This window comes from Pedobacter caeni (genome assembly GCF_900129215.1).
Classification (GTDB): Bacteria; Bacteroidota; Bacteroidia; order Sphingobacteriales; family Sphingobacteriaceae; genus Pedobacter; species Pedobacter caeni.
Genome location: NZ_FQUQ01000002.1, coordinates 1334657 through 1360088, shown reverse-complemented (window position 1 = coordinate 1360088; position 25432 = coordinate 1334657). Strand labels below are relative to the sequence as shown.

Below are 25432 nucleotides of genomic sequence, written 5' to 3'. Positions count from 1 at the left end.
TATTCAAATTAAATCGCAAAAAAAATGATCGTTCCGTTTGATTATGCCAGATCCGAGGTTCATTGCTGGATCTACTTTGTATCTCCAACAGGTAAAACAGTAAGTACCAGTAGTTATCTGGGAAAACACACTTTGTTGTAATTTTTCAACAAGAGGGTGTCCAAAAAGGCATCCTCTTGTTTTATCGATTGTTATTACAATTTTATCGGGTACTCAAATTGATAAATTCCCGAACCAACATTAAATTCAACATCATTACCCTGAGTCGATATCTTACCAAATCCTTTGATCGCATTTAATGCAGTTCCATTTTCAGTAACTTTTGCATTAGCAGCGCCAGGCAATCTGATCTGTCCGCTGGCATTTGGCGGAATCACCACTTTTAACTTAAAAACACCGTTTTCTATTTTCCAGTCGCTTACCGTTAAACCATATAACGTTTCCAGTTGTGCCGAAGCATGACTGATGTTGCCGCCAGGCCGCGGGGAGATGGTTATTTTTTTATAACCTGGTGCAGACTCATCTGTATCCAGACCCGCCATCACCCTGTACATCCAATCGCCAATGGCGCCATAAGCATAATGATTAAAGGAATTCATGTCGGTAGTTTGAAAACTGCCATCTTGCTTAATCCCATCCCAACGCTCCCAAATGGTAGTTGCCCCCATTTTTACAGGATATAACCAGGAAGGGTAAGTTTCCTGAAGCAGCAAGCGGTAAGCTACATCTGTGCGACCAAACCTACTCAACACATGACAAAGATATGGGGTCCCTAAAAATCCGGTAGTTAGATGAGTTCCATATTTTTCAATGTTTTTAACCAGGAAATCTACGGCCTGCTGCCTTAAATTTTCAGGCAACAGATCAAAGTTCAAAGCCAGCACATAGGCTGTTTGAGATCCGGAAACCATTCTGCCATTAGGGGTGATGTATTCTTTCAGGAATGCTTTTTTGATGCGGTCCAGTAATTCGGAATAATGAGCCTCATCTGTTTTTTTGCCCAATACCTTTGCGGTATTGATCAATAGCTGAGTAGAGTGGGCATAAAAAGCCTGTGCAATCAGGTATTTATCTGTAATAGCCGAACGACCGTCATTGTCGTCATTCGGACGATAAAACAACCAGTCGCCAAAATGAAAACCAGTATTCCATAGGTTATCAGTGCTTTTACTGGTCATAAAATCAACCCATCCTTTCATACTTAGATACTGCGTTGCCAGGATTTCTTTATCTCCATAAGCCACGTACATGTTCCAGGGGATAATCGTTGCGGCATCGCCCCAGCCTGCTGAACCAGCTTCATTTTCGCCCAATACATTGGGTACTACGAATGGAATACTTCCATTGCTCAACTGATCTGAAGCCACATCTTTCATCCATTTGGTAAAGAAACCTGCTACATCCATGTTAAAAGCCGCAGTACGGAAAAATACCTGTGCATCTCCTGTCCATCCTAAACGCTCATCACGCTGTGGACAGTCGGTAGGAACATCCATAAAATTACCTTTCTGCCCCCACTCTATATTGTGTTGTAATTGATTTAACAATGGATTTGAGGTATTAAATGTACCTGTAGGATCCATATCCGAATACACCGCGATCGCTTTAAAGGATGAAGGTTCTATTTTAGTAAGATCGCCCGTTAATTTTACATAACGGAATCCCTGATAGGTAAAATGGGGTTCATAACTTTCTGGTGCTCCTCCTTTAAAAATGTATTTCACATGCTGCTTGGCATGGCGGAGGTTTGCGTCATAGAAATTGCCGGCCTTATCCAGCACTTCGCCATGTTCCAGTTGAATATAAGACCCTGCTTTACCACTGAGTTTAAAAGAGACCCAGCCTACCAGGTTCTGTCCAAAGTCCAGAACGGTTTCACCTTTTGGTGTTTTAATGATTTTGACCACGCTAAATTCTTCGTGCTTACGAGCCAGCGGACTGATGCTGCTCTCCAATACCTCTTTATTCGCTTCAATGGTCTTTGCGTTTTCCCAACCGGTATCCTTATAATTTACAGTTGTCCAATCCTTCTTTTCCAACCTGGCATCATAAATCTCCCCGTTATACAGATCTGAGAAGAGAATTGGTCCGGTGCTGTATTTCCAGCTGCCATCGCTATTGATGGTTTTCTTTGTACCATTGGTATATTCGATCACCAGTTGTACCAGACCACTTAGCTGTTTACCATAAAAGGCACGTCTGCGATCAAAGGCCAGATACCCGCGGTACCATCCATCACCTAAGGTGAGGCCGACTGCGTTTTGTCCGGCCTTCAACAAGTCGGTTACATCATAGCTTTGGTAAAGCAGGCGTTTATGATAACTCGTCCAGCCGGGCGCGAGCTGATCATTTCCAACACGTTTTCCATTTAACTGTGCTTCGTATAAACCATGTGCAGTGATGTAAAGAACAGCAGATTTCACCTTTCCTTCAATAGAAAAGACCTTCCTGAACATCGGGCTTGGCCCGGCATCCGGAGATGTTGATGAGGTAGTGATCCATTGAGCAGACCATTCGGCGGAGCTCAGCAAGCCGGTATACCAGGAATTCACCGCACTCCATCCGGAACTATTCCCCTGATTGTCTTTTACCCGTACCTGCCAGTAATAACGCGTACCGGATTTTAAGACTGATCCTGCATAACGTACAAAAACAGAAGCCTCACTTTTCTGATTTCCACTATCCCATACCAGTGATTTACCGGCAGATAAGCCAGCAGAATCTGTACCCACCCGGACCTGATAGGCACTTTGCAAAACATTACGTTTTGAGGAAGTGATCTTCCAGCTTAAACGAGGTTCAGCAGCTTCAATTCCCATTGGGGTTTTACGGTATTCCGTTGTTAAAGCGCCAACACCTAATTGCTGGGCAACAGCAGACAAATGAAATACAGTGCAAAATAGCACAATTCCGATAGGGCAATTTTTCATAGCTCAGGGTGGTTAAAATATTTGGTTCCGGTCTCTTTTTTTAAAGGAGAACTCCTAAAGTAAATCATTGATTCTGAAGTGGCAACCTGCTCCATCCTGTAAGTAATTTTACCGGACAATTATCCTAAAATAAACCAATAATCGGTGTTGATGCCGTCTATTTGAATCAAAATTTCAGCATTTTGTCTCAATCTCTGTGAGATACTAAAAGCAATGTTATCTTTAATATATTTGAATAACGAGCCAGATAACTTTGAAAGTAACCATCCTTATTTTTTTGCTGCTGTTTGCGGAGAGACTGCACGCGCAACCTTATTATTTTAAGCACTATCAGGTAGAAAACGGGTTGTCCCACAACAGTGTCTTTGCCAGTGTTCAGGATGATAAAGGGTTCATGTGGTTTGGCACAAAGGATGGCCTGAACAGATTTGATGGTTATTCCTTTAAAACCTACCGCCATGATCCGGCAGATCCGGCAAGTCTGGGAAATGATAAGATTTATTCCCTGCTTAGCGACAAAACTGCGGGCCTTTGGGTAGGCACGGATCTGGGGCTTTACAAATACAATCCTGAAAAGGAAACCTTTAGTGCAGTAAAGGAAACCATGCAGATTGGCATTCGCCGAATACATATAGACAAGAAGGGGAATTTATGGCTCCTTTCCAATAGCAAAGTCTATTGCTACAACCCGAAAAAAAAAGAGTTTTCACAAATCAGGGTGGAAGACTCGTTTGATGTGGGTTCTATTTATTGCCAATCGGATGGAGCGGTTTTAATTACCAGTCCGGAGGGCGATATTGCGATGTATCATCCCGGGAGCAAGTCTTTTAAGACCCGTTATCAGGTAAACAAAAAAGGCGCTGTTAATATTGGTTGGGTTTCTGTATTTATGGAAACAAAAGACCATCAGCTACTGCTTGGATCGAGCAGTCAGGGAATCAAGTTATTCGACCCTAAAACAAATGTGTTAAAAGATATCATCACCCAGAATAAGGATAAAACACACATCTATGTAAGAGATATGCAATCCAGAAATGAAGATGAGTTTTGGATTGGCACTGAATCCGGGCTATACATTTATAACCACCGTAATGGAAGCATCTCTCAGCAGCAAAAACAATACAGCAATCCTTATACGCTGTCCGACAATGCCATTTACTCTGTATGCAGGGACCGGGATGGAGGCATGTGGATCGGCACCTATTTTGGTGGAACAAATTATTACGCGCCCCCTTCTTCTGTTTTCAGCAAATACTTCCCGGAGCAGCAACGGAACTCCATTAGCGGAAGTGATGTCCGCGAAATCCTTAAGGACAAAAATGGCAACTTCTGGATTGGTACGGAGGATGCAGGATTGAATAAACTGGATCCAAAAACCGGTCGCTTCACTTCCTTCTTCCCTACCGGAAACAAGACTACGATTGCACATTCCAATGTTCATGGTTTGGTACTGGACAACAACCATCTCTGGATTGGCACTTTTGAGCATGGCCTGGATGTGATGGACATCAATACAGGCATTGTCATCAAACATTATGTGCCAGGAAAAGGAAATTCACTGCGTTCCAGTTTTGTGTTGAGCATGGTTAAAACCAGAGCCGGAGATATCCTTCTTGCTACCACGGTAGGACTCTATAAGTATAACCGTAAAAAAGATGATTTTGATGCGATACCGGGCATCCCTTTTTATTTCTTTAACAATATATTGGAAGATAGTGAAGGCAATATATGGGCCGGAAGTTACGACAAAGGTCTTTTCCGCTTCCGATTGGGAGATAACGGGTATACCAATTTCGTAAACGAACAGGGCAATAAAAACAGCCTGAGCAGCAATACCATCAATGGAATTTTTGAGGACAGCAAAAAGAACATCTGGATCGTTACAGACGGTGGTGGATTGTCCTTACTGGACAAGGAAAAATCAACCTTTAAATCATATAACGCCAACCATGGGCTTCCGAGTAATTTTCTGTTCAGAATCCTGGAAGATCATGACCATAAACTATGGATCAGCAGTACCAGGGGGCTATTCCGCTTTGATCCCCAGACGGCTGAAGTGAAAACCTATACCAGGGCCGATGGCTTGCTTACCGATCAGTTTAATTACAATTCTTCTTATAAAGACAGTGATGGCAGAATGTATTTTGGGAGCCTGAAGGGAATGGTCAGTTTCTGCCCGGAGCAACTCAATCCCACTTCTAAAACAGCGCCTGTATTTCTGACTGGTTTCCAGATCGACAATACAGAAAGTACGGACCCAGAAGCCAGTAAGATCCTGACTAAATCCGTTCTTTACACCAATCAGATTACCCTGAAACACAACCAATCCTCTTTTAGTATAGATTTTGCGGGACTCAGTTATGCTTCCCCGGCAACAACAGAGTACGCTTATAAGATGACCGGCCTGTACAATAGCTGGGAATATCTTAAAACCAACAGAAAGGTTTATTTTACTAAACTGGCACCCGGAACTTATGTCTTTGAGGCTAAGGCGATGATTAATGGAAGTACGGAATGGAGTAAAGACAACGTTAAGTTACGCATCACCATTCAACCTCCATTCTGGAAAACCTCATTAGCTTATGCACTTTATTCCATTTTATTTTTGGGCATAGTAACCGCAGTGATCCTGGAATATCATAAAAGAACAGACCTTAAAAACAAAAGAAGGATGAAGCTTTTTGAGCACCAGAAAGAAAAGGAGATCTATCAGGCCAAGATTGAGTTTTTCACCAATGTTGCCCATGAAATCCGTACTCCCCTTACCCTGATCAAAGGACCAATGGAAAAGATCATGAAGCTTTCAAAAGAAGTTCCTGTGATTGAGAAAAACCTGAAAACCATGAACCGAAACACAGACCGTTTACTGAACCTCACCAATCAGTTACTTGATTTCAGAAAAACGGAGGTTCAGGGCTATTCGCTGAATTTTGTTAAGCTGAACATCTCTGAACTCATTGAGGACATCAAAATGCAGTTTCAGGATGCCGCTGAAAGCAAACACATCAGCTTTGAAACCAGACTTCCTTCCACACCGTTTTTTGCCTATGTAGATACCGAAGCATTGTACAAGATTATGAGTAATTTGGTGGATAATGCAATTAAGTATGGTAAATCAAAAGTAGAAATTGTGCTCAGTGTAAATCCTGAGGAAGACAAGTTTAGTATTCAAACCATTAACGATGGGCTTAAGATTGCTCCGGAAATAAAGAACAAAATTTTTGAGCCTTTTTACAGGTCCAGGGAAACAGAAATGCAGCGGGGTACCGGTATTGGCTTATCCATCTCCAGATCGCTGGCAGAGTTACATCAGGGCCGTTTATACCTGGAAGAAAGCGGTCCGGAATGTAATGTATTTACGGCGGTATTCCCGATTCATCAGGCAATGGAATTTAACTTAGACGGAAAATGGAAAAAGAGATAACGATCTTATTGGTAGATGACAATGAAGAGATTTTAGAGTTCATCGCGGACGACTTAAGCGAAAGGTTTCAGATCCTGACCGCAGCGAACGGAATGGAAGCACTGGACATTTTGGAGACAGAAATGGTCCATTTGATTATCAGTGACATCATGATGCCCGAAATGGATGGCTTTGAATTTTGCATGAAAGTGAAGTCGAGCATCGAATTCAGTCATATTCCTTTGATTCTTTTAACAGCAAAGGATACCCTGGACTCTAAAATACAGGGGTTGGAACTGGGTGCAGATGTATATGTCGAAAAACCATTTTCTCCGGAGTTTCTTCAAGTACAGGTTTCCAGTCTGATCGCCAACAGGAATAAGATCAAAGCTTATTTCTCCAGCTCACCATTATTACACCTGAAAGGAATTGCCCATTCCAGAGCGGATGAACAATTCCTGGAAAAGATCCAGAACATCATAGATCAGGACATCAGCAATCCTGATCTGGATGTGGAACACCTGGCCAATCATATGAACATGAGCAGGCCAACCTTATATCGAAAAATCAAGTCTATCTCCAACCTCAGTCCTAATGAACTGATCAATATTTCCCGCTTAAAAAGAGGCGCGGAACTCATCAAAGAGGGTGCATTGAAGATCTATGAGATTTCCGAATTGGTTGGATACAGCTCTCAAACTCATTTTGGGAGAGTATTCTCCAAACAATTCGGAATGTCACCTACTGAATATGCCAATCATAAATCATAAGGCTCATTTATTTAGCTGAGCTTAAAGAAAATGGTTTGTCGGCCTCGGCCAGTCCCCTGCTTAGTTCCGGTTGGTCTGACATTTCCAGTTTCAAGACCCCACCATTTACAATGTCGCTATGGCGGATAAAATTGGCCGTATAAGGTTTTCCATTTAAAGTGGCAGATTTTATATACACGTTTTTCGCGCTATTTGCAGGAGCTTCGATGATAAACTTCTTCCCGTTTTCGAGATTGATGGTCGTTTTCTTAAACACCGGGCTCCCCATCACATACTGATCTGTTCCGGGAGTGACACTATAGAAACCCAGCGCACTTAATACATACCATGAGGAAGTCTGTCCCTGATCTTCATCTCCGGGATAGCCATTTTCTGTAGCATCATAGAGTTTACTCATCACGTTCCTTGCATGAAACTGAGATTTCCAGGGTTGGCCACCGTAATTATAGAGGTAAACCATGTGCTGAATGGGCTGATTTCCATGTGCATATTGTCCCATATTTGCCATCACCATTTCCGTCATTTCATGGATCATTCCTCCATAAGTACCTACATTGACTGTATTGGGTTCAGAGAATACAGAATCCAGCTTAGCAGTAAAGTTTTGCTGCCCCTCCATTAAATTGATCAGGCCATTTATGTCTTGAAAGACCGACCATTGATAGTGCCAGGCATTCCCTTCGGTATATGGGCCTCCCCATTCAAAAGGATCAAACTTTGGTGTCCATTGCCCCTCGGCATTCTTTCCCCTCATGAATTTTGTAGAAGGATCATAGACATTTTTATAATTGTACATCTGCCTTTCGAAAATACCGGCGTAGAAATCGTTTCCTGTCATTTTTGCCAGCGTCCAGGCACAATAATCATCGTAAGCGTATTCCAGCGTTTTTGCAGTTGCCTCTCTGAACTTAGGGTAAGGCACATAGCCCAGTTCAAAGTATTCTTTCCAGCCATCTCTCCCATTTGCAGGCCCCCAGGGACCTTTATTGGTTGCTTCATGTAAATAAGCGGCGAGGACTTCTTTAGGGTCGAATGTTCTGATTCCTTTTGCCCATGCATCTGCAAGCAGGGAAATGGCATGGTTACCGATCATGCTGCCTGCTTCGCTTGGAAAGGACCAGGAAGGCAGCCACCCACATTGCTTGTAGGCATCAAGTAAAGCCTGCATGTACCGCCCATGCATCTCAGGATGCATGAGCGTATTTAAAGGAAACTGGGCACGGAAAGTATCCCAGAAGCCGGTATCGGTAAACATATACCCCGGATGTACCTTTCCATCATAGGGGCTAAAGTAATAGGGTTGCCCCTTTGCATCGAGTTCATAAAACTTCCTTGAAAAGATACTTGCCCTGAAGAAGCAGGAATAAAAAGTCGCTTTATCGGCCTCGCTTCCACCTTCGACCATCACTTTCGACAATGATTTGTTCCAGACTCCAGCCGCTTTCGCCTTGGTTACTTCCAGGCTTTTATCAGCGCCCAGCTCTCTGCTCAGGTTCAGTTCAGCCTGCTCCATACTAATGTAGGAGGAAGCTACTTTTGTTTGTACAACTACTCCGTCCTTAAATTGAATATATGCCCCTGTACCTAAGCCTTCTGCTTCTGTTTCGTTTTCTTTGATGGTATTGTTCCTGTTTTCCCATGTTCCATACGCCTTAATTGGCTGATCAAAACGGATGACAAAGAAGTTTTTAAAACCCTCTTTGAAGCCTTCTCCATTGTTCACAAAACCAGTGATCTTGTTTTCTTTTGGATAAATTTTAACGCCGCTAAGACCTGTATATCCATCCAGCACCAAAAAACTTTTCTGACCTGCCGGATAGCTAAACCTCAAATGAGCACCACGTTCAGAAGGGGATATTTCGGTACTGATCTGGTTGTCGAACTGTACTTTGTAGTAGTTGGGTTTCGCAATTTCATTGCTGTGGCTGAACTTCGCTTCCCGCTCGTTTTCATTGACCACCAAACGGTCTGTCATGGGCATCAAAGAAAATACGGCATAATCTCTGGACCAGGAACTGCATTGATGTGCCTGCTGAAATCCCCTGATTTTATCCTTGAAATACTGGTACTTCCAGCCATCTCCGTTTCTTCCGGTTTGGGGTGTCCAGGTATGCATGGCAAAAGGCAAGGCCGTGGTAGGATACGTATTGCCCCGGGTAAGCTCGTGCTTTGAATTGGTTCCCTGCAGGGTATTTACATATTTCACAAGGTCTGTTTGTTGTGCAAAAACGGATATCCAGGCCTGCAGACTAATAAAAAAGGCAACAAATTTTAGTTTCATGTGCTGTGATGAATTTTCATGTTCGAGGTTAAAATTTAAGGTATAATGATCGTTCCCTGTTGGTCTTCGTCCGGAATGAGGGTGTTTCTTTTCCTTTCCAGTACCATCGACCCAACAAAGCGGTAATCAATGGGAAATACCGGATTGGAAATATCGCTGTATTGATATTCCAGAACAACTGTGGTATAGGTTCTCTCCAGATACGGAAGCACACCATCCCTTTCTTTCTTTACCGTAAAAGTACCCCGTTGCTGGCTAAATTTAATGGCCGGATTTTCGGAACTCAGTGTAACTGTTTTAGCATCCGCGTTGAATGAAGCCTTTATTTTATAATCGCGACGATCAAGCGCTTCTTCTTCGGTTACCCCTGCAAAGAAAAAGACGGTTTTTTCATCTACTACATAGGCATTCCGGAAAGGGACGGTTAGCGGTTTTTGCTCATTCTGAGGGCGGTTTCTGTCCCAGACCTCCCCTGCAACGGAATATTTTCCGGAATAATCATTAAAGGGAACGATCCGCATTAGTGACTTTTTATAGCCACGACCGGTAGCAATGGCCAATGAGGAGGTGGAAATGATCTGAACAGGTAAAATGTATTTGTTGCTGAAATCCAGTCCTGCGAGCTTTAGGTTGAGATTAAATGACCCCATATTGCTGCCGGCAGGAATCGTGGTACTCATGGATCCGAACTGATAGTATTCTTTGGGAAGTTCATTAAAGTACAAGTCGTTCCTCAACCTGAAACGCTCGAAGTTCAGGTTCTGCAGGGTATCGACATCCGTATTTATCGTGACGCTTACATCACCACTGTTCTCTGTGGATCCGCTCACGATGATCGGGACCTTAACAGGGATCGAACCACCTGCAGCATCGTATTTGACGTGGACTTCTACCACTCCGTTATTCACGAAAGATACCGATTTCCGGAATAACTCCTCTTTCCACTCCTTGTTACAGGAGCTGATGAGCATGCAGCCTATGATGGCCAATATATATCCTCTTTTCATAAAATTTTAGTTAAAAGTAGTCCAGCCTGGATTTTGGGTCAATTTTCTGTTTTTTCTCAGCTCGCTATGTGAAATCGGCCACAGGTACATTTTATCCACAAAAATGGTGGGCAATGAAGGGATGGGAACCGGAGTGTCAAATAAATCACGCTGGCTTTCGGTCATGTTCATATTACAACCTACTACAGGAGTAGCTTCTTCTACCGGTGCATCTTTCCAGCGTCTGAGGTCAAAATACCGTTGTCCTTCTGCGAACAATTCAATCTGGCGTTCTCTTTTGATCGCTTTTCTCAAGAGATCAGGACTTCCATAAATCTCGTTGCCGAAATCAGGAACTCCTCCCCGGATGCGTACCTCGCTGAGGTATCTGCTCATTTCAGCAATATCTCTGCCGACAGTGATAGTTGAGCTACCATCATAAGCCGGGATGGAATAGGTACCGGTTAGTTCATTCATTGCTTCGGCATAAATCAATAAAATATCCGCGTAGCGCATTGCAGGCTCTACTTTTGGTACAATGAAACCGCCCTCCATATAAGAATCTATAGGGTTGTAATATTTCTTGATTCCCAGACCTGTTCTGATGTAGAAATCGGGAGAGGAAGCTTGTTTCCCGTTGGAATGATCTCTATAGTAAAATATCTGGATGTGCCGGTCTTCTGGCCTTAAGGCGCTGATATTCTCCCAGATGCTTCCATTATAGGCAACAGAAGCATAGAAACGTGGTTCTCTCTCTGCATACTGTAAAGATACTTTGGCAGGCAATGGTAAATGAGATTTGGCATCAGTGGTATATCCTTGCCGGCGGGGAAAGGTAGCGATATTGGTTCCGTCGTTCATGTAATAGGCATCGGCTTGTTTCTGGGTGATTCCATGGGTATTCCATCCTTTCATAGAAAAAGGCATCTGATGCAGGACCATTTGATCAATCCCTTCGCTGCTTTGTTCTGTAACCCTGGAAAAAATCAGCTCCGGGTTTTCTGAATAGGAAATAGCCCCATTGAACAATTGCCTGTAGGATTCAAAGGGATCAATGTTTTTCCATCCCATCGGGAAAGGCTGATCCGAGTACTTTGCGTTGTAAGGAGGTACAATTGTTTTGGCTTGTCCCGGTCCCTGATCTGCTGCTTTAAAAGGAGCAGTGTAAAGGCGGTATAAGTTCATATTGATGACATCCTTTGCCGCTGCTGCTGCTCTGGCCCATTTTTCATTTTTATATTCCTGAGGCACCAGCTGTTTGCCCTCATGATCTACCAGACCTGCAAGCCCTGAATTCCCGTTAAACAAAGGACTTGCAGCAAAAAGGTATACTTTAGCCCGTGCTGCCAGCGCTGCGCCTCTGGATGCGCGTCCTTTCTCCCGGTTGCTATTGGATAGCGGGAGATGCTTTGCCGCCTCGGCAAACTCAGCAGTGATGAAAGCTACACATTCATCATAAGAATTTCTAGGTCTTGCGATCTCCTGATAACCTTTGGTATAATCTTCCCCTTCATCAGGCAATATTGGGATCGGCCCGTATTTTCTTAGGAGTAACCAGTAATAATAAGCCCTCAGAAAACGTGCCTGTGCTTTTGTATCGGCTATTTCGTTGGCAGTCATTTCTTTATTAAGGTCTATATTATGGATAAAAATCGAAGCATTACGGATGCCTTCGTAACAGGAGCCCCAGCTCCCCTGCTCGTCACCCTCAGTATATTCTCCGTTTTTGAAGGTCCTGTATTTATTACTCCGGTCGCCAAAGAACATATCATCAGATATGAAATTAAAGGGAGTAAGTCCCTTACTTGCCACTTCTGCATTTGATCCCCGAAGATTAGTATAGACATCGGTAAGCCATTGATTGGAATAAACTTTACTGGTGAACACTTTGTCCAGACTCAGACGGTCTTCTTTAAAATAGTGCTCTGTGTTAAGGTATTTTTTACATGCCCCTAATGAAAGCAGTAAAGCTGATAGCATTACTATATAAATATATTTTTTCATCTTTTAGAAGTTTACAGTTAGTCCTAAGGTGATTGATTTTGCGATTGGATATCTCATGCCATCGCCGCTACCCAATTCCGGGTCCCAGATTTTCAGGCTATCCCAGACCGCAAGATTATAGCCCATCACATATACCCGTGCCCTGTTGACATGAATGGAAGACATCAGGCGCGAGGGCAAAGTATAGCCCAGTTCCACATTTTTGAGACGCAGGTAAGCACCGTCTCTGAGCCAATAGGTAGAGGTCCTATAGTTGTTGCCACTACCACCATAGCTCAGTCTCGGGTACCTGGCATTGGGATTTTCTGTTGCCGGATCTCCTGAGATTTCTTTCGAAATCCAGCGGTTTTGAGAATTACCGATCTCTGTTAACACATTTCCCCAACCACCATTTACGAAGGGATAAACACTTGGCCCGTTTATAAAATAAGACGAGCTTCCGGCACCTTGTAAATGAATGTTGATGTCAAAACCTTTCCATAATACAGAAAAACCAAAGCCATAGATCACACTTGGAACACGTGAGGCGCCGATGGGCACGATATCATCATCGTTGATGATTCCATCTCCGTTCACATCTTTGTATTTGACATCGCCCGGCATATATTCTCCAAACATCTGTTTAGGACTGTTTCTGATTTCTTCATAAGATTGAAACAAGCCTAAGTCAATGAGCCCCCTGGCTTGTTCGTAACGAAATCCCTGTGTCATCCTATAGGGTAAGTTATTCGCCTCTTCATCAAATTCCAGCACTTTATTTTTAGAGTAGGTAACATTGCCACGTAATGTGAATTCTACCTGATTAACGCGTTTATTAAAATTAAACTGTCCGTCAAAACCTCTGGACTCCATCTTTCCAACGTTTGCCCAGGGCCTGCTTGGCACACCGACCATATCTGGCAGATGATCTCTTCGCTTGAATATTTTTTCCCGGGTATCCTTAAATACATCTAATCTGAAAGAGAACAGGTTCCCCAGAACATTCATATCAATGCCCAAATTATGCTTCTTTGCCACCTCCCATGTCAGTTGATCAGATGCGACCTGCGAATAATACAGACCATTGTAAATATTGGGGCTAATGGGTTCACCGAAATTGTATCCGGGCCTTTCCTTAATTTCACTCAGGTAAGGAAAACGATTTTTACCAAAATTATCATTGCCAACTTCTCCATAGGAATAACGGACTTTAAACAAGTCCAGCCATTTCACATTTTTCTTTAGAAATGCTTCTTCAGAGATGTTCCAGCCTGCAGAAATTGCCGGAAAGAATCCGAACTGATGGCCTGCTTTAAAGTTTTCCGAACCAGTATAACCGAAGTTAAATTCTGCCATATATCGGTCCCTATAGCCATAAACCAGGCGTCCCGACACCCCCATATTACGCCTGGCAATCCCCCTGATAATGTCTTCACCCACATTAGAGGTTTCTCTTTGTTCGCGCTGGTTGTATTTGATCAATGCACCTATATTGTGTCTTTCATTGATGACCGTATTATAGACCAGATCCGTTTCAAGTACGTTGATTCGCTCTCCTGAGGCTTCCGACTGCTGGAACATCAGCCTTTCCGCCGAGACCCGTCTCATGATTAAGTTGCCATCTCTATCCCTTCTGCGTTCTACATTATATTGCTCCGGCCATTTTAGCCGGTTAATGTTATTTTCGTTATTGGTATCGTAGGCAAAACGGACAAAGGTTTGCAAACCTTTGGTCAGAAAATCCAGTTTTTGCTCAAGTGTAACATTAATCTCATTTTTATTTTTCCAATATTCTCTGTATCCTGTTTGTGTAGCAAGAACCCAGGGGTTGGTACGCTCTCCGGTACCAAATGCAGGAACCAGGCCGTTGGAATACAAAATCGGTGTGGATACCGGAGACTGACCGATCAATGATTTCCAGATATCAGAATTGAGTCCCGGAAAGTTCTGTTTTTCAAGAAATCCGGAAACACCCAGTTTTAATAAAGTGGTTTTGGTAATGTCCATATCCACATTCGCTCTATAATTTGACCTGGTCATATTCGCATTGGTATTGTAGTCTTTCAGTGACTGGTCTGATTTATACATCCCTCCTTCGTTGAAATGACTTCCTGACACATAATAGCGAGCGGTAGATCCCCCGCCATCCAGGGTAACCGAGGCGCGGTAAGTGTTGGCTCCATCGCGCAGCATGACGTCCTGCCAGTTTACATTTGGATATAAATCAGGGTCCAGCCCGTTTTTAAACAACATCAGTTCGATATCTGTGTATAATGGTTCCTGATTACGTGTGATCTTTGCCTCATTCGCCAGGGCTGCATAAGTTGGTCCATCCACAAATTCCGGGGTCCGGGTGCGGGTCAGGTAACCAAATTCTGATTTACCATTGATATTAATTTTCCCCGCATGTCCTTTTTTAGTGGTGATGAGGACTACCCCATTTGCCCCTTTTGAGCCATAAATTGCAGTAGCCGAAGCATCCTTCAAAATGGAAAACGATTCGATATCCTCGACATTAATTTCATTAAATGCACGTTCAAATCCATCCACTAACACCAGAGCCGCAGTGTTGGCTCCAAAAGTTGAAATTCCGCGGATCCAGAATTCGGATTTATTGTTTCCAGGTTCTCCGGAACCCTGCATGGCAATCACACCAGCCACATTTCCGGCCAATGCATTGGTGATGTTTCCTGTTGGGGTACGCAGGTCTTTCACGTTGACCGTCGTAATGGCTCCGGTTACGGTTATCTTTTTCTGGATCCCTGTTCCGGTTACCACTACATCTGTGAGCACATTTGCTTCACTTTCCTTCATCAGAATAGAAACAATGGTTTTTCCGGCAACCTGAACCTCTTGCTTTTCAAATCCCAGGTAAGAAAAAATCAGGGTGCTGTACATCCCCGTTTTGATTTTATATTTTCCGGTTTCAGTAGTCATCGTTCCCAACCCGGGACGGTCTTTTACCACTACGGTTACTCCCGGGATCGGTTTATTATTAATATCTCTTACAGTTCCTGTTACCTCAATCTCTCCCTGCGCATAAGTCATTGTGCTGCAGAATAGCAGAAGTAATGTGATATAATATAGTTTCATTTTTAAGGCGTTTTTAGGTTATTCGATAGAAATGGCACGAATGCGACTGTTCCCCAGATCGGCAACATAGAAAGTACCTGTTGCCGGGTCATAGACGATTCCAGAAGGTTGATTAAACTGGGCATCTCTAAGTCCTCCATCGGCATACCCCGGACTACCGGGTCTGCCTGCAAAGGTGCTGACGACACCCTCCGGGGTTATTTTGCGGATACAATGATTGGATATATCTGCTATATAGAAATTGTCATTTTCGTCGAATGCACCCTGATGTGGTTCCTTGAATCTGGCATCGGTACCTACACCGTCATTGTGCCCGGCTCCCCCTCTGCCCCCAACGAAATGTACCGGAGCTTCCAGTTTTCTGGTCTGACGGTTATATCTTGATTTCAGAATGTAATGTCGGTTAACCACTACGATATAAGCGAAATCTCCGCTTGGTGCAAACTGGATGTTGAACTCCCAGTCATTGTCGTCCACCCGGAACAATAACTCCGAAGAATTACCTTCTTTGTTCCATTTAAACACTTCCCCTTTTACATAACTGTTGTAAAAATAATCTCCGGTTTGCGGGTGTGCAGCTCCACCGTTGGTGGTTTTGTTATAGATCAGGGAATTCCATTCCTTAAAACCTGAAGCAGGTGTCAGCGTTGCGGTGCTCAGCCCTCTTTCGTCCCATTGGTCATTGGTCACATATAAGACGTCCCAACTTGGACTAAAGGAAAGTGTTCTGGGTCTGTCCATGCCTTTTCCCGTCCTGAACAGGGTTTTTACCTCTCTTTTTGCCATATCGATGAAGCGTAATCCCCTTCGTTGCTCCAGCAAATAGATATTTTTATTTTGATCAAAAGTCATCCAGTAAGGTTCCTCAAACTGGGCTTTTTCAAAAGGTCCGTCTACGATCGCGGTTTTTCCATCCTTATCTTTAAAGCCTGCCAGGGAGCTTACTGCCGGCCGGAAAATGTACCTGAATCCATTCTTTGAAATGATCTCTTTTACCTGATCTCCCTTGCCCACCTGTACTTTTACCAGACCATTGTTGGCACGGGAAGGAACCAGTACATATAAAGTAGAGCCATTGGCACCAACAAGTGCTGCCCGTTTGTTATTGATGAATACTTTAATCATCGAGGTATCGGTTCCGAAATTGTTTCCTTCGATGACCATTTGTGTGCCCACGCCTCCGCTGTCCGGAAGAAAGCCCCTCAATTCAATGGGTTGATTTGGATCGTGAACCTGTTTGGCTGGTCCACTTTCTTTCTTGCATCCCCAAAGGAAAAAGAGGAGTGCAAGAAAAAAAAGGCATATCCTGATATGCACTTTTAGCAGCGTAAAAATTTTATTCATATTTGTTTATTTGGTTAATAACTGGCTCGTTAAATGATCGCTCCTTCTGGTCAGAATTTGTGCAATACAAGTCCTGACAACCTGAAAAGATCATCTGTTAAATCGTTCATAAAACCGCACAGAAGTTTTTTTTTTTGCGCGGGTTAACACAGGGTTAACCTGCTAAGTTGAGTTTCCGAAATCAGTGTTGTTGTTCATGGTTTGCTTTGGTTTAAAATATTTGGTTATTCTTTTGAATTCAACTTAATTTTCTCACGCACAACATCATCTATTTGTCACTCACAACTTCATCTAAACAATATGAATGGTGTAGCCTTTCAAGGCTACTTCTTTGTATTACTATTTCCTTCTTTGCTCCTGCTCCATTTACTTTCCAATAGTTTTATAAAATATCCGCCTACCACACTCCTTGCAGTAAAATTCTGACGAACGGCATCTTTTGTTTCATGCCAGTCGCTGATTGGGGAACGGGAAGGTGTTTCTATCGCATATAAATAAATCGGGTCTATAAAAGCCTCAAAATCTGAACGGTTGCTGGTCAGCACCGATGTCCAAAGTACCCAATCGGATTTGGTATAAGATTTACGGCTATCCAGGGGTAAGCCATACTTGTTCTGTTTACCTAAGTAATACTTTAGCTCTTTCTCATAAACCGTTTTAGTAAACAGTTCAAGATTTAGTAATTTATCCCATACTAAATTATACTTCTGGCTCCAGGTTCCTTTCTGGCCAAAAGCCAGGCTATAGTGATCTCCATCATCTGCCAGTTCCATCCATTTCTTAGCCATTTCTTTGGCCATATTGGTATACTTTGCAGCGGTATCTGTTTCGCCAAGTTCCTGAGCCATCCAGCCATAAGCGCCAAGGGCGACAATCGCTTTAACCGATAAGTTTGCATTTCTATTCAGGTGGCCGGCAAAATCATCGGTACACAGCTGATTTCCCGGATCAAATCCTTCTTTACTCAGATACCCGGCCCAGGTGCTTAAGGCAGACCAATGTTTTCTTGCATAGGCCGGATTGCCTTCCGCTTTTACCGTTGCTGCAGTAATGATGATCATATTTCCGGATTCCTCTACCGGCATATCTTCCCCATAAGTCTGCCCGTTTGCTAAAGGATAGGTTCCCAAATCATGGGCAGGATATGGTTTTTTCCATCTTCCACTTTCACTATATTCGAACATTCCGTTCAACAAACCTTTCACCAGTTCCGGGTTATAGGCCAGAAACAAAGGAGCAGATGGGTAGGTAATGTCTACGGTATAGATAGAGCCGTTGCTATAGTTTTCTTTTGACATGAACAGCAATTCTCCTTTTGGGCTCTTCACTAACTTATGGGCAGAAATGGCCTGTCTGTAGGCAATGACACACAAACCTGCGTATTTCTCTCCTCCGGATTGTACCGCAGCCGCATACATCTGGCGATCAAAAGCATTACATTTTTCTATGATCTGTGGATATTCCTCTGCAGATTGCTGAAGTAAGGAATTAAAGGTTCTTGTACCATCATTGGTCCACCAGGCTTTCAGGTTTTTACCAAAATATTGAACAGATTCCAGATCCTCATAAGCCAGCATTACAAACTGTTGTTTTGTGGCCTGGCCCACCTGTCCAAAGTCCAATACGGTATTCAGGGCATACTTTGTTCCTTTAACGTTATTTATTCCTTGAGTTTTATTTAATCCTGCAGTTTGATTTCCTGTAGCTTGATTTAATTCTTTAGCCTGATTTATTCCGCTGGCTTTGCCGGTGTTCAGACCATTACTCCCCGATTGGAACAACGCGGGACTGGCCGTACCTTTAGCAATAAACTGCGAACTTTTTTGTGATTGTGGCACTGCTACATGTACATATCCCCAATCTATGCGCACATTATCTCCACTCTTTTGCAATACGGGCTGGGCAGTTGTTCCGGCTTTTAACACGGATAGCCCTGGAACATTTACCTGCTCTGCTTCAATTTCCTGAGTAGAGGTATTCACCGCGATATCTGTTGATGCACTAAAAAGAACTTTAACCTGATGTTTCTTCCGGTCATTTGATTTAACCCGGTAAGTAAGGTATGATACTGGTCTGGAGATGAGTTCCAAATCATTCATTAACAAGGGAGAAGTAAAATCAAGCGTTAAATCAATACCCCCGCATTTAAATGAATAAGTGGTCTGAGTTGCTTTTATCATCCGGTTGGTCTGTTCTGCCAGGATTATTTTCTTGTTATTTACCGGATCATCTGTAACCAGTCCTGCATCGAGCCACTGTCCACCACCAGTATTTTGGATATAAATGGCCAATACATTGTTTCCTTTTTTCAGGCTTTTCAAGGCTGCTCCTTTTATTGGGACATATAGGTATTTACCTGCTGTAAACCCTTTTTTACTTAAAATCTGCAGGCCGTTTAAATACACCTCAACCTGATCATCATGATTGATTTTAAGGTATACAACCTCCGGAATCCGGTCGTTAAGCTGAAAACTTCTAATTGCCCAGAGCTTGCTGCTTTTCCATTCTGTACCGGCCTGAGCCCAGAGATCCCCAAAAGGCGCAGCGCCTGATTTCCATGCGGAAGCATCAAAATTAAGCTCATTCCATTCTTTTTTGGGAGCCGTTTCAGTAAAACTGAACCGATAGGCCTTTTCATCGGCAGCGGGTAATATCGATTGGTAAACTTTCTCGGAATGACCCATGAAACGATAGGTTTTTCCATCTACCTGGATTAATCCGTTAAGTGCCTGTTCGGCACCCGTCCAGTGTGTAGTTGCCGATTGGTTCAGCTGATCTGTATTTGACCAGATGCTGAAGTAAGGATCATGTGTGATTAATGGATATGAGGGGGCTTTACTTTGCTGTGCCTGAGCAGATAGCAAGGTAAAGCCTACAACAATACCTGTTAAAATCTGAGGGATGATATATTTAGGGAATCTTTTCAATTGTTATTTGGCTACTGAAAATTTATAAATGGACTGGCTTTGATAAGACTCCCCTTTTTTTAACACGGTACTTGGGAAAGACGGCTGATTTGGACTATCAGGGAAATGTTGCGTTTCTAAAGCAAATGCCGTTCTGAAATCATCTTTATGATTTCCTTTCATCGTGTTTTTGCTCTGCATAAAGTTTCCACTGTAAAACTGCAGACCAGGCTGATCAGTATAAACGCTCATCACAATTCCCGTTTTATCGCCGGTAACGATCGCGATGGCATCATTAATATCGTGCGCATTTAACACGAAATTATGGTCATATCCTTTACCGTTCTGAAGTTGTGGGTTTTTAACTTCGATATCTTTGCCTATTGTTTTAGCATGCGTAAAATCGAATGGCGTATCCTTAACCTCTTCCAGTTTACCTGATGGTATTAATGTAGAATCTACAGGAGTGTATTTATCAGCATTGATCTTCACTAAATGATTTAAAATACTTCCGCTTTGTGATCCATTGAGGTTAAAAAAAGCATGATTTGTCAGATTTACAACCGTATTTTTGTCTGTGGTAGCTTTGTAAGTGATTTTCAGGGCATTATCATCAGTTAAGGTATAAGTGACCGTAATGCTCAGGTTTCCGGGGAAACCTTCTTCCATGTCTTTTGATAGATAACGTAATTCTAAAGTCTGGCCATCCAGCTGTGTGGCATCCCAAACGACATCCTGGTATCCTTTTTTTCCGCCATGCAGGGTATTCACACCATTGTTAGTGAAAATTTTGTAAGCTTTACCATCTAAGGTAAAGCGTCCTTTAGCAATGCGGTTTCCGTAGCGACCGATCGTTGCACCAAAATAAGGTTCAGTAGATTTCTGGTATCCTTCAATATGGTCAAATCCCGCCACAACATCCACCAGTTTACCTGCTGCATCCGGGACAAATAGTCCGACCAGCCGACCACCAAAATTGGTGATCAGCGCTTTTGAACCGGATGTATTTTTAAGGCTGAACAGTCTTACCGGTTTACCGTCGATCTCTTTTTCAAAAGCCTTAGCGGAAATGCTGCTGGTATCTGAAATACTTTGATCCTGAGCAGAATTTGTTGTAGATTTTTGTGTAGTCGAATTACAGGAAGCTACCAGGAGCAGCGTTCCTATAGCTAAACCTGGAATGCTTTGTTTTAAATATGCTTTCATTACCTTTTATTTAACATGTGATCCAATAATTTTATGGAGTATCCCCCTACTACACTACGTGCCTGGAAGCCGGATTGTTTTCCATTGGTTGTTTCATGCCAGTCGCTCAGCGGAACTCTATCCTGTGTTTCAAGAGCGAATTTGTATACCGGGTTTACCAGTTTATCAAAATCAGCACGGTTATCGGTAAGTGTTGCGGTCCAGATGATCCAGTCTGATTTGGTATAAGTCCGGCGACTATCTAAAGGCAAGCCAAATGCATTTTGTTTATTCAGGTAAAATTTAATTTCTTTTTGATAGACCTCTTTTGGAAAAATATCCAGGTTCAGGACTTTATCCCATACCAGGTTATATTTCTGGCTCCAGGTGTCTTTGTGATCGAAGGTTAGTGCGAAATGATCTCCGGCATCCGCCATCTGAATCCATTTTTGCGCCATTTCCTTTGCCATATTTTTATACTTTTCCGCGATTTCCATTTTGCCTAATTTTTCGGCAAGCATGCCATAGCTGCCTAAGGCAACGATTGCTTTAACCGATAAATTGGTATTACGCGCAAGGTGGCCGGCAAAATCGTCCGTGCAGAGTTGGTTGGCAGGATCAAAGCCCTCTTTGCTCAGATAATCTGCCCAGATGCTTAGTGTTTCCCAGTGCTTTTTCGCATATTCGGCGTTTCCTTCTACCTTAGCAATAGCAGCTGTTAAGATGATCATGTTCCCGGACTCTTCAACAGGCATATCCTCACCATAAGTTTGTCCGTTTGCCAAAGGATATGTACCCAGATCATGGGCAGCAAAAGGTTTTTTCCATCGCCCGCTTTCACTATAATAGAAGATCCCGTTTAGCATACCTTTCAGCAAGTCGGGGTTATAGGCAAGAAACAAGGGTGCAGAAGGATAAGTAACATCTACTGTATTGATAGATCCGTTACTAAAGTTTTCTTTGGAAAGGAAGAGCAAATCGCCCTCCGGGCTTTTCACAAGTTTATGCGCTGAGATGGCTTGTCTGTAAGCAAGGACGCAAAGCTTCGCGTATTTCTCGCCTCCGGCTCCCAAAGCTTTTTTATACATCGCTACGTCAAAAGCCTCACATCTTTTGATGAGGTCTTTATAGCTTGCTGCTGCATTGATCAATTCATTTTCAAAAGATTTATTTCCATTGGTATTCCAATATGCTTTCAGGTTTTTTCCGAAATACTGAACCGACTCCAGGTCGTCATATCCAAGCATCAGGTATTGTTGCTTTGCTGTAGTTCCAACCTTCCCGAAAGAAAAGACTGTACTTAACGACAGCTTAGTCCCTGTGGCCGAAGTCTGACGTGCCATTTTATTGGGCTTCACAAAATCATTAACCGCATTTTTTAAGGGGACAACATATTGAGTTGTGGAAGCTCCGGATGGGGCAGCTACATATAAGTACCCCCAGTCTATCCTGAGGTCGTCACCGGATTTTTTCATGATCTGCTGATCCACAGTTCCGGCTTTCAGCACAGCCAGACCTTTGGCATTTGCCTTTTCTACGTTCACACGTTGTCCGGTGGTGTTGACCGCAATATTTGTTGAAGCATTAAAAAGAACTTCTACCTGATGTTGTTTCCTGTCGCTGGATTTTACACGATAGGTCAGGTAAGAAATTGGCCTGGAGATCAGATTCAAATCATCCATCAATAAGGGAGAAGTAAAGGTTAAGGAAAGGTCTATCCCTCCTGCTTTGAACTCATAGATCGTTTGAGTGGCCTTTATCTCAACGCGCTTTTGTTGCGCCTTTGCCAACTGCTTAACAGGAGCAGCGCTGGAGATCAGCCCGGCATCCAGCCATCCGCCGGCAGCCGTATTTTTGATGTGAATGGCGAGTACATTTTTACCTTTTTTAAGATTTTTCAATACGGCATCTTTCAGGGGGATAAAAGAAAAACGATTGCTTGTCCATCCGATAAAACTATATACCTGATCGCCATTCAGGAAAACCTCAATATTATCATCGTGGTTCAGCTTTAAGGTAAGGTCTTTAAGTGCAGGGTTGCTTAGTTCAAAGGTTCTCCTAACCCAAAGATCTTTTGAAGTCCATGCTGTGCCTGCACCGTTGACCACATCACCGAAAGGAGCCCTGCCAGATTTCCAGCCGGATTCTTTAAAGTCGATACTGTTCCAATTTGCTTCCGGTGCAGATTCCGTGTAGCTGAACTGGTACTCCTCATCATCTGATGTAGGAAGCACATTGGTATAAGGTTTTGAGGTCCCCCCTAAAAAGCTGTAAGGGATTCCATCCACTTTGATGATGCCAGTTAGGGATTGTTCTGCACCTGTCCAGTGTTTGGTGACAGAATTGTTCAGCTGATCTGTGGCAGACCAGATGCTAAAATAAGGATCGTGCGTAATTAAGGGATATGATGGGGCAATGCGTTCCTGAGCGGAAGCATCCCACAACATAGCCGATAAACCTAAAGTAATCAATAGTTGTTTCATATGTGTGTTTAGCGTTTGTGTGTTTAGCTTATAAATCAGGGAGTGATGAGGTACAATCTGTCGTTCGCTGTTTTGATTTTTGCTTCAGGTAGTTTCAAGATCCTGTCGTAGGTCATCAGGCCATTTGTTTCCTGCTCCACATCGGTTGTTTGAGTATAGACAGCTGCAGACAATCCCTTTTTGATCAGCCCCTCGATGCTTCGGATAAATGAATCGTATTTATCAAAAAGCTCATTGGCGGTTTTGAACGACTGGTATCCCCAATTGTCTTTTTCTTTCCAGGTATGGCCCGGTACCGGAAGGCCTAATCCGCCAAATTCTCCCAGAACAATCGCATGTGTAGGGCCAAAAAGATCTGGTCTCGGCATTTTTGGGTCCGGATAATGGTGTAGATCCACGATATCTCCGGTGATGACGTGATTGCCACCACTTGCACTGTTTACCAATCGGGAAGGATCTTTTGTTTTAGTCCATTCTGCAATTTCTTTGGTTTTGAATTGTCCCCAGGCTTCGTTGAATGGAGTCCAGACTACAATGGAAGGGAAATTATGAAGATCGTCCATGATTTTGCTCCATTCTTTGCGGTACATTGCTTCTGATTCCGGAGTACGGTTTTTATCGGTTCCTCCCATGGTCCCCAGATTGGGTTCCCAGTGGTTGCCGAGATCGCCGCTGGGCATATCCTGCCATACCAGCATCCCTAATTTATCGCATTCGTAATACCATCTTGCCGGCTCTACTTTAATGTGTTTCCGGATCATGTTGAAGCCCATTTCTTTGGTCTTTAGGATGTCAAAGATCATCGCTTCTTCTGTCGGTGCTGTATATAAACCATCCGGCCACCAGCCCTGATCTAAAGGACCGTATTGAAAGACAAACTCATTGTTGATCAACATTCTCTGGATGCCATTCTGATCCTTAGCCATGGATGATTTACGCATGGCGAAATAACTACCAGCCTGATCAATTACCTTTCCTTTGCGCAACAATTCAATTTTAAGATCATATAAGAAGGGTGTTTTTGTGGACCATAATTTTGGGTTTTCTATGGCTAAAGAAACCCGATCATTTACAGCAGCTTCTTTTTGAGCAACCTGACTTTTACCATCAAATGCGGTGATTCTTAGTTGATCGCCCGCTTGGGCAGATTCAACATTTACGTTTACTGAAAGTGTTTTCGCATCGATATCCGGGGTTTGCTGAGTAGAGATGATATGTGTTTTTGGAACACTTTCCAGCCAGACGGTTTGCCAGATCCCGGTAACCGGGGTATACCAGATCCCTTCCGGTTTCCTGACCTGTTTACCTCTGGGTTGTGGCCCTTCGTCTGTAGGATCCCATACGCGGACTTTGATTTCCTGTGCCCCTCCTTTTTTGAGCAGGCTGGTGATGTTAAAAGTAAAAGGATCAAAACCTCCCTGATGCTGACCGGCACTTTTACCGTTCACAAAGATTTCTGCCTGCCAGTCTACCGCACCAAAATGCAACAATACTTCCTGATTCTTCATGGCAGCAGGAATGGTAATGTTGTTTTTATACCATAATACACTGTCTTTGCCTACGGTTTTACCTACACCGGAAAGTGCTGACTCTACTGCAAAGGGCACAAGGATGTTCCCCTGGTATTTAACAGGATCATTTTGGGTTTTAGGGGTAATCGCATAGCTCCACAATCCATTGAGATTTTTCCAGTTTTGTGAGCGTACCAGTTGTGGACGGGGATAATCTGGCAATAGAGATTCAGGATTGACCTTTTCTGCCCATGGAGTTACAATTCGATTTTTAATCAGCGCCCAATTTTTCTGCTGCGCATTTAATGTGGAGTAGCTGAGCACAAAAACCAGTGCACCAGAGAGCCATTTATTCATAATTATACAATATTTGGTTAGGTCTGCAAAACAATCAGGATCGTCTTGTTTGAACAAAACCAAATATTGGATTTTTAGTTTTAGGTTATTCTATAGTTTTGTATCATAATTTCTTCATTTCGTATCAATCTCTTCTTCCATAACAGCAGATTGGACATTTTATAATAACCTTGTTTAACAAACACATACACACAAGAAAC

General features: G+C 43.1%; 12 protein-coding genes. 2 read left to right on the top strand and 10 right to left on the bottom strand.

All coding sequences use genetic code 11. The features are described 5' to 3' along the window. Window positions 1-194 precede the first annotated feature (194 nt). Entirely contained in the window at window positions 195-2930 is a 2736-nt protein-coding gene (locus BUC20_RS13140; protein WP_073231462.1) for an alpha-L-rhamnosidase, read from the bottom strand. A gap of 253 nt (window positions 2931-3183) precedes the next feature. On the opposite strand from BUC20_RS13140, the gene BUC20_RS13135 reads away from it, so the two are divergent. Together BUC20_RS13135 and BUC20_RS33565 are read left to right on the top strand one after the other, a co-directional pair. Further along, entirely contained in the window at window positions 3184-6354 is a 3171-nt protein-coding gene (locus BUC20_RS13135; RefSeq protein WP_084528816.1) for a ligand-binding sensor domain-containing protein, read from the top strand. Further along, window positions 6339-7103: a response regulator transcription factor gene (locus BUC20_RS33565; protein ID WP_084528814.1), complete on the top strand. Its 765-nt coding sequence runs from the start codon at window positions 6339-6341 to the stop codon at window positions 7101-7103. Before BUC20_RS13135 ends, BUC20_RS33565 begins: the two co-directional genes overlap by 16 nt. Before the next feature lie 7 nt (window positions 7104-7110). On the opposite strand, the gene BUC20_RS13130 is transcribed toward BUC20_RS33565, so the two are convergent. From BUC20_RS13130 to BUC20_RS13090, 9 genes are all read right to left on the bottom strand, one after another. Then, window positions 7111-9384, bottom strand: coding sequence for a GH92 family glycosyl hydrolase (locus BUC20_RS13130; RefSeq protein ID WP_073231461.1), 2274 nt, complete (start codon window positions 9382-9384; stop codon window positions 7111-7113). Window positions 9385-9419: 35 nt separating this feature from the next. Then, on the bottom strand, window positions 9420-10391 hold the full coding sequence (locus BUC20_RS13125; protein WP_073231460.1) for a DUF4973 domain-containing protein: 972 nt from the start codon (window positions 10389-10391) through the stop codon (window positions 9420-9422). A gap of 6 nt (window positions 10392-10397) precedes the next feature. Then, the gene (locus BUC20_RS13120) at window positions 10398-12374 is read right to left on the bottom strand and encodes a RagB/SusD family nutrient uptake outer membrane protein (RefSeq protein WP_073231459.1); all 1977 of its coding nucleotides are present in this window, start codon (window positions 12372-12374) and stop codon (window positions 10398-10400) included. 3 nt (window positions 12375-12377) lie between these two features. Next, a complete protein-coding gene (locus BUC20_RS13115; protein WP_073231458.1) occupies window positions 12378-15446 on the bottom strand; it encodes a SusC/RagA family TonB-linked outer membrane protein in 3069 nt (1022 codons plus the stop codon). 18 nt (window positions 15447-15464) lie between these two features. Continuing rightward, window positions 15465-16790 (bottom strand): IPT/TIG domain-containing protein, encoded by a 1326-nt coding sequence (locus tag BUC20_RS13110; protein WP_073231457.1) that lies wholly within the window; start codon window positions 16788-16790, stop codon window positions 15465-15467. Between the two features lie 323 nt (window positions 16791-17113). Continuing rightward, on the bottom strand, window positions 17114-19693 hold the full coding sequence (locus tag BUC20_RS13105; RefSeq protein WP_073231823.1) for a glutaminase family protein: 2580 nt from the start codon (window positions 19691-19693) through the stop codon (window positions 17114-17116). 27 nt (window positions 19694-19720) lie between these two features. Continuing rightward, on the bottom strand, window positions 19721-20902 hold the full coding sequence (locus tag BUC20_RS13100; protein WP_073231456.1) for an aldose epimerase family protein: 1182 nt from the start codon (window positions 20900-20902) through the stop codon (window positions 19721-19723). Further along, complete coding sequence (locus BUC20_RS13095; protein WP_073231455.1) at window positions 20902-23364, bottom strand: glutaminase family protein; 2463 nt, start codon at window positions 23362-23364, stop codon at window positions 20902-20904. The genes BUC20_RS13100 and BUC20_RS13095 overlap by 1 nt, the downstream gene beginning before the upstream one ends. Before the next feature lie 35 nt (window positions 23365-23399). Further along, the gene (locus tag BUC20_RS13090) at window positions 23400-25232 is read right to left on the bottom strand and encodes a glycoside hydrolase family 2 protein (RefSeq protein WP_073231454.1); all 1833 of its coding nucleotides are present in this window, start codon (window positions 25230-25232) and stop codon (window positions 23400-23402) included. Window positions 25233-25432 lie beyond the last annotated feature (200 nt).